We start from the raw sequence: 6,042 nt of genomic DNA, 5'->3' as shown, positions 1-6,042 counted from the left end.
TTGTCCGCGGGATCTCCACCACCACAGACAAACGCGTAGCTGCCGAGACAACCCGTTTCCCCCACCCCCCCCCACCCCCCCCCCCCCCAACCCCGCCCCCCCCCCCCCCCCCCCCCGAGCCCCTGTCCACGTGGGTGGCGCGGTGCGGGGTCAGCCGATCGGCAGGCCGCCCACCGGCAGGCTGCCGGTGGGGAGACCGCCCGTGGGCAGGCCGTTGCCGGCCGCCTTGGCCACGTCGCCCACGACCTCGCCCGCGTTGCCCGCGGTCTGGCCGGCGGCCTGCTGGGCGGCCGGGATGGCCACCGCGCCGGCCTTGCCGACGGTCTTGCCCGCGGCCGGCACGGCCGTGCCGACGAGCCGGCTGCCGGCCTCGCCCACCGCCTTGCTGCCCTGCTGCGCGGTGGTGTCGACGGTGCCGCCCAGGTTGGCGCCGTCCAGGGCGGTCAGTCCGCCCAGGTTGGCCTGGGGGAGCTCTGCGGCGCTCGCGGCGCCGGCCGCACCGACCACGGGGGCTGCTCCGGCGGCGATCAGCAGCGCGGCACGGGCGATCCGACGGGTCAGGGGGAGGGACATGATGCTCCTTCGACGGGATGTCAACGGTGGCGGCGGCCCAGGGGCGTTCGCCGGTCCGGGGGTCGGACGCCCTGACAACAGGTCCGGGGGTGGGGAAGGTTGCGGTGGCCGAAGGTAAAGAGTGAGTAATGCGTCCGATAATCCGCAGTCGGCGGGCCCCGGTGGGCAACCCGTTCGGCAGCGCCGGGGAGAACCGTCACTTCTCTTGCCGCGCACGGAAAGCGGCGTCGGCGGACCGCCCCGCGCACCAGCGCCCCGCAGGGTGCCGGCGCGACCGCGACCAGGGCCCCTGCGGGTGACGCGGCGTACTACTGAGCGACCCGGATCACGACGGTCGCCGCGCCCGGTTCCCCGCCCTTCGCCCGTTCCGTCCGCCAGCCCGACGCGGCCTCCCAGACCCGGCCCGCATAGCCCACACGCTCGATCCGCAGCGCCTCGGCGTGCGCCACGGCCCAGTGCGCCAACTCCCAGCCCCGCCGCGGCGCGGCCCCGTCGCCGCCCCGCTCCGCCGTCGCCGGCACGGGGACCGGGACGGTCGCCGCGGCGGACGGGCCCGCCGCCTCCGCCGCGGGCAGCACGCCCTCGCCGAAGGCGCGCGCCAGCTCCCGCCGCACCCGCGCCGCGTCGCCCGGACCGCCGCCGGCCGCCGCGGAGGGGACGCAGTGCAGCGCGGCGGGCGCCCGCCCGGTCAGGGCGGCGGCCAGCAGCGCGGCGTCCGGCTCGTGCTTCGCGTACGCCTGCGGGAAGCCGCTGCGCTGCACCCGCTGCGCGGCCACGGTCAGCGGGAGCCGCGAGTAGCCCGGAACCTCCGCGAGCCGGTCGTAGAACGCCCCGGAGGAGTACACCGGGTCCATGATCCGCGCCGTGGCGCCCCACCCCTGCGAGGGGCGCTGCTGGAACAGCCCCACCGAGTCCCGGTCCCCGTGGTCGAGGTTGCGCAGCCCCGACTCCTGGAGCGCGGTGGCCAGCGCGATCGCCACCGCCCGCTCCGGCATCCCGCGCGCCGAGCCCACCGCGGAGATCGTCGCCGCGTTCGCCGCGCGCTCCGGGCTCAGCTCGTAGCGGTGCGAGCCGCCGCCCGGCCCGTCGGCCCGCACGGTGCAGCGCGGCGGGTTGCGGGAGCCGGAGACGTACTGCGCGGCCAGATAGCCGCCGAGCGCCACGAGCACGGCGAAGGCCACCGCGAGCCGGTGGTGCCGGCCGCGGCGCGAGGAGTTGACTGTCCGGTGCACACTCCCCACCGTACGTGAGGGAGCAGATCGGGACGCTACCGCCCAGAACGGGACGGGCGGCCCCGAACGGCCCGCGAGCCGCGTCCCTTAGGCTCGGGGCCATGGCCGACAGCACCCTTGACCTCACCCTGGACGGTCCGGCGCTCACCGCCCGACTCGTCGACTTCCCCTCGGTCAGCGGGGAGGAGAAGGCCCTCGCCGACGCGATCGAGTCGGCCCTGCGCGGCCTGCCCCACCTGACCGTCGACCGCCACGGCAACAACGTCGTCGCCCGCACGCACCTCGGCCGGGCCGAGCGCGTCGTGCTCGCCGGGCACATCGACACCGTGCCGATCGCCGACAACGTCCCCTCGCGCCTCGACGACGACGGCGTCCTCTGGGGGTGCGGGACCTCCGACATGAAGTCGGGCGTCGCCGTCCAGCTCCGGATCGCCGCCACCGTCCCCGAGCCCAACCGCGACCTGACCTTCGTCTTCTACGACAACGAGGAGGTCGCCGCCCACCTCAACGGCCTCGGCCGCATCGCCGAGGCCCACCCCGACTGGCTCGCCGGGGACTTCGCCGTCCTGCTGGAGCCCTCCGACGGCGAGGTCGAGGGCGGCTGCCAGGGCACCCTCCGGGTCCACCTGCGCACCACCGGGGAGCGGGCCCACTCCGCGCGCAGTTGGATGGGGTCCAACGCCGTCCACGCCGCCGCCCCCATCCTCGCCCGGCTCGCCGCGTACGAACCGCGCCGCCCGGTCGTCGACGGCCTCGAATACCACGAGGGCCTCAACGCGGTCGGCATCGAGGGCGGCGTCGCCACCAACGTCATCCCGGACGCCTGCACCGTCGTCGTCAACTACCGCTACGCCCCCGACCGCACCGAGGAGGAGGCGATCGCCCACGTCCGCGAGGTCTTCGCGGACTGCGCGGTGGCGGAGTTCGTCGTCGACGACCACTCCGGGGCCGCCATGCCCGGCCTCTCCCACCCCGCCGCGCAGGCGTTCATGAGCGCCGTCGGCGGCGCCGCCCGGCCCAAGTTCGGCTGGACCGACGTCTCCCGCTTCGGCGCGCTCGGCATCCCCGCCGTGAACTACGGCCCCGGCGACCCCATCTACGCCCACAAGCGCGACGAGCACGTGGCGGTCGACCGGATCACCCACTGCGAGGAGCGCCTGCGCTCCTGGCTGGCGGGCTGACGCACGGCATTCCCCCCTACGTAACCTCCGTGGATCTACGCTGGCCGGACAAGGCACGACGCAGGTGGAGGGAGCGGAACATGGGCAACGCCGAGGACGCGCGCATCCCACAGGGCGCGGAGGTCCCCGAGGGCGCGGTCGGCCCCGAGGAGCAGTGGCTGGGCCCCGTGGTGCGCCGCAGGGAGCAGGTCCAGCCCGGCACGACCGACCAGCGCCTGCTGGACACCGAGGGCGACTCCGAATGGGTGCACACCGACCCCTGGCGGGTGATGCGCATCCAGTCGGAGTTCGTCGAGGGCTTCGGCGCGCTCGCCGAACTGCCGAGCGCGATCAGCGTCTTCGGCTCGGCCCGCACCCCGGCAGGGTCCCCGGAGTACGACGCCGGGGTCCGGCTCGGCAAGGCGCTGGTCGAGGCGGGCTTCGCGGTGATCACCGGCGGCGGACCGGGCGCGATGGAGGCCGCCAACAAGGGCGCGCGGGACGCGAAGGGGGTCTCGGTCGGCCTCGGCATCGAGCTGCCCTTCGAGTCGGGGCTCAACCCGCACGTCGACATCGGCGTCAACTTCCGCTACTTCTTCGTCCGCAAGACGATGTTCGTGAAGTACGCCCAGGGGTTCGTGGTGCTGCCCGGCGGCCTCGGCACGCTGGACGAGCTGTTCGAGGCGCTCACCCTCGTCCAGACCGGCAAGGTCACCCGCTTCCCGATCGTCCTGTTCGGCACGGCCTACTGGGGCGGACTGGTCGACTGGCTCCGCGACACGGTGGTGGCCCAGGGCAAGGCGTCGGAGACGGACCTGATGCTCTTCCACGTGACCGACGACGTGGAGGAGGCGGTCGCCCTGGTGACGAAGGAGGTCGGCCGGTAGACCGGCCGGGGAGCGGGGCGGCGGCGTCCCGCTCCCCGCTCCCGAGGCCGGCCCGGCCCGTCAGGCCAGGCCCCGCCGCGCGACCGCCGGCGCCCGCCGGCCCGCGATCGACGCCACCATGTCGAGCACCTGCCGCGTCTCCGCCACCTCGTGCACCCGGTAGACCCGCGCCCCCAGCCATGCCGAGACCGCCGTCGTCGCCAGCGTGCCGATCACCCGCTCCTTCACCGGCCGGTCCAGCGTCTCCCCCACGAAGTCCTTGTTGGAGAGCGAGACCAGCACCGGCCACCCGGTCTCCGCCATCTCGTCGAGCCGCCGCGTCGCCTCCAACGAGTGCCGGGTGTTCTTCCCGAAGTCGTGCCCCGGATCGATCATGATCCCGTCCGGCCGCACCCCGAGCGCCACCGCCCGCTCCGCCAGCCCGGTCGTCACCCGCAGGATGTCCGCCATCACGTCGTCGTACGCCACCCGGTGCGGCCGGGTCCTCGGCTGCGCGCCGCCCGCGTGCGTGCACACGAGCCCCGCCCCGTACCGCGCGGCGACCTCCGCCAGCTTCGGGTCGACCCCGCCCCACGCGTCGTTCAGCACGTCCGCCCCGGCCTCGCAGACCGCCTCGCCCACCTCGTGCCGCCAGGTGTCCACGCTGATCACCACGTCCGGGTGGCGGCGGCGGACCTCCGCGACGAAGCCGACCGTACGGCGCGCCTCCTCCTCGGCGCTCACCTCGTCGCCGGGGCCCGCCTTCACCCCGCCGACGTCGATGATGGCGGCGCCCTCGGCCACCGCCCGCTCCACCCGGACGAGCGCGGGCTCGTCCGCGAACGTGGCGCCCTGGTCGTAGAAGGAGTCCGGAGTCCGGTTCACGATCGCCATGATCACCGGCTCGTGCGGACCGAACTCCCGCCGCCCCAGCCTGAGTGCACCGCTGCGCATCCCGTCTCTCCTCCTCAGTAGTCCGCCTGCGACCCTAGGGTCTCTCGTCCGGATCATGCCGGGCCCACGGGCCCGGCCCGCACGTCCGCGGCGCTCCCGCCGGTCGTCCGTGCCCCGAGGCGACGCCTCCTCCGCCCCGCGCCCGCACGCGCCGGGCCCCGCTCCCCGATCCGGCCGCCGATCCGAACGACAGACCCTAGTCGCCGGCCCGAACCGGCGCCGCCGCATGGCACGATCAGAGCCGGAATGAGGTTTTGCCCCCAGGGGAGATGCGCGTGTTCTGGTTCTTGCTGCTCACGATGGTCGTGGTCGTCACCGCAGTCACCCTGGTGGTGGTCGGCGGCGGAGGGAGCCCCGTGCTCCAGGACGTGCCGCCCGAGCGGTCCACCGACCCGCTGCCCGCGGACCGCCCGGTCGGCCGCGCGGACGTCGAGGCGCTGCTCCTGCCGATGGCCGTGCGCGGCTACCGGATGGTGGACGTCGACGAGGCGCTGTCCAGGCTCGGCGCCGAACTGGCCGAACGCGACGCGCGGATCGCGGAGTTGGAGTCCGCCCTCGCCGGGATGCAGGCGAAGGAGGTCACCACCGGGGCCGACCTCTTCGAGCGGCCGGGGGACCGGCCCGCCGACGACCGGGAGCCCGGCCCGGACCGCGCCGAGGACGGACGGTGAGCGGCTCGGCCGTCGAGGCCGCCGACGGCGGCGCCCGCTGCCCGTGGGCCCTGGCCACGGAGGACTACCTGGCCTACCACGACACCGAGTGGGGCCGCCCGGTCCACGGGGACGACGCCCTGTTCGAGCGGCTGAGCCTGGAGGCGTTCCAGTCCGGGCTCTCCTGGCTCACGATCCTGCGCCGCCGCGACACCTTCCGCACGGCCTTCGCGGGGTTCCGGATCGGGGCGGTCGCCGCGTTCACCGACGCCGACCGGGAACGGCTCCTCGCCGACCCCGGCATCATCCGCAACCGGGCCAAGGTCGACGCCACCCTCGCCAACGCCGAGGTGCTCGCCGGCTGGCCGGCCGGCGAGCTGGACGAGCTGATCTGGTCCTACGCCCCCGACCCGGCCGGCCGGCCCGTCCCGCGCACGCTCTCGGACGTGCCGGCCGTGACGCCCGAGTCCACCGCGCTCGCCAAGGAGCTGAAGCGGCGCTCGCTGCGCTTCGTCGGCCCCACCACCGCCTACGCCCTGATGCAGGCGTGCGGACTGGTCGACGACCACCTCGCGTCGTGCGTGGCCCGCGGCGGCCGCCGGTGAGC

At 75.3% G+C, this 6,042-nt stretch carries 7 protein-coding genes; 4 read left to right on the top strand and 3 right to left on the bottom strand.

All coding sequences use genetic code 11. The features are described 5' to 3' along the window. Nucleotides 1-150: 150 nt before the first annotated feature. Entirely contained in the window at nt 151-573 is a 423-nt protein-coding gene (locus ACZ6EJ_RS16250; RefSeq protein WP_469267749.1) for an ATP-binding protein, read from the bottom strand. 308 nt (nt 574-881) lie between these two features. Then, nucleotides 882-1,805: a hypothetical protein gene (locus tag ACZ6EJ_RS16245; RefSeq protein ID WP_469267748.1), complete on the bottom strand. Its 924-nt coding sequence runs from the start codon at nt 1,803-1,805 to the stop codon at nt 882-884. A 101-nt stretch (nt 1,806-1,906) separates the two neighbouring features. Between ACZ6EJ_RS16245 and dapE the strand changes: the two genes are divergently transcribed. Both dapE and ACZ6EJ_RS16235 read left to right on the top strand, forming a co-directional pair. Next, entirely contained in the window at nt 1,907-2,986 is a 1,080-nt protein-coding gene (dapE, locus tag ACZ6EJ_RS16240) for a succinyl-diaminopimelate desuccinylase (RefSeq protein WP_469267747.1), read from the top strand. A gap of 80 nt (nt 2,987-3,066) precedes the next feature. After that, nucleotides 3,067-3,852, top strand: coding sequence for an LOG family protein (locus ACZ6EJ_RS16235; protein WP_469267746.1), 786 nt, complete (start codon nt 3,067-3,069; stop codon nt 3,850-3,852). A 60-nt stretch (nt 3,853-3,912) separates the two neighbouring features. On the opposite strand, the gene folP is transcribed toward ACZ6EJ_RS16235, so the two are convergent. Beyond that, nucleotides 3,913-4,785, bottom strand: coding sequence for a dihydropteroate synthase (gene folP / locus ACZ6EJ_RS16230; protein ID WP_469267745.1), 873 nt, complete (start codon nt 4,783-4,785; stop codon nt 3,913-3,915). Between the two features lie 269 nt (nt 4,786-5,054). Between folP and ACZ6EJ_RS16225 the strand changes: the two genes are divergently transcribed. Then, nucleotides 5,055-5,456, top strand: a complete 402-nt coding sequence (locus ACZ6EJ_RS16225; protein ID WP_469267744.1) for a cell division protein DivIVA — start codon at nt 5,055-5,057, stop codon at nt 5,454-5,456. Next, nucleotides 5,453-6,040 (top strand): DNA-3-methyladenine glycosylase I, encoded by a 588-nt coding sequence (locus ACZ6EJ_RS16220; RefSeq protein WP_469267743.1) that lies wholly within the window; start codon nt 5,453-5,455, stop codon nt 6,038-6,040. The genes ACZ6EJ_RS16225 and ACZ6EJ_RS16220 overlap by 4 nt, the downstream gene beginning before the upstream one ends. Nucleotides 6,041-6,042 lie beyond the last annotated feature (2 nt).

The sequence above is a fragment of the Streptomyces sp. NPDC041970 genome (genome assembly GCF_055588985.1).
Note: the sequence above shows the minus strand (reverse complement) of the source record. Positions and strands in the feature narration are given on the sequence as shown.